A 1183-nucleotide genomic window follows, 5' to 3' on the forward strand; every position below is an offset into this window, starting at 1 on the left:
CCCCGATGACCTCTATGCCGAGGTGACCCGCGCCGCCCCCTACGCCGCCCTCGCCCGCCAGGATTTCGACGACGTGCTGCGCTTCGTCGCGGATGGCGGCTACGCCCTCTCCGGCTATGAGCGGTTCCGCAAGCTGTTCCAGGACGCCGAGGGGCTGGTCCATGTGCGCGGGCCCCAGGTGGCGCGGCAGCTGCGGATGAACCTCGGCACCATCGTCGAGACGCCGCTGATGAAGGTGCGGCTGCGCGGCGGCCCGGTGCTGGGCGAGGTGGAGGAATGGTTCGTCTCCACCCTGGAGCCGGGGCACACCTTCATCTTCGGCGGCCAGGTGCTGCGCTACGAGGCGCTCGATGTCAGTGCCGTCATCGTCAGCCGCGGCGGCGAGGGCGAGCCGCGCGTGCCCGCCTATGCCGGCAGCCGGCTGCCGCTCTCCACCCACCTCGCCCGCCGGGTGCGCGGCATCCTGGCCGATCCGCGCCAGTGGCGCGCCCTGCCCGCGCCCGTGCGGGACTGGCTGAAGCTCCAGGCCCACGCCTCCGAGCTGCCCCCCGCCGAAGGGCTACTGATAGAAAGCTTCCCGCGCGGCGGGCGGTGGTTCACCGTGGCCTATTGCTTCGAGGGGCGGCTGGCGCACCAGACGCTGGGCATGCTCGTCACCAAGCGGATGGAGCGGCTGGGGCTCGGCCCGCTCGGCTTCCTGGCCACCGACTATGTGGTGGCCACATGGTCCGCCTTTCCCGTGGCCGACGCCGCTGCCCTCTTCACCGAGGACCTGCTCGGCGAGGAGCTGGAGGAATGGATCGCCGACAGCTCCATGCTGCGCCGCACCTTCCGCAACATCGCCACCATCGCCGGGCTGCTGGAGAAGAACCACCCCGGCCAGGAGAAGTCCGGCCGGCAGATGACCATGGGCGCCGACCTCATCTACGACGTGCTGCGCCGCCACCAGCCCGATCACATCCTGCTGCGCGCGACGCGCGCCGAGGCGGCGGCGGGGCTCACCGATGTCGGCCGCATCGGCGCGCTGCTGGCGCGCATCCAGGGGCGCATCCGCCATGTGGAGCTGGAGCGCGTCTCGCCGCTCGCCGTGCCGGCGCTGATCGAGGAGGGGCGGGAATGGGTCTCCGGCACCGCCGAGGACGCGCTGCTGGCCGAGGCCGAGGCGCTGGTGGACGAAGCGACC

Annotated in this window: 1 protein-coding gene; it reads left to right on the forward strand. The window is 72.3% G+C overall.

Translation table 11 applies throughout. The annotated features are described in order from the left end of the window. Window positions 1-1183, forward strand: a 1183-nt coding sequence (locus tag ACZJYS_RS24370; RefSeq protein ID WP_493180655.1) for a DEAD/DEAH box helicase family protein, incomplete at both ends; no start/stop codon positions are given.

Source organism: Roseomonas sp. TS2 (genome assembly GCF_058833935.1).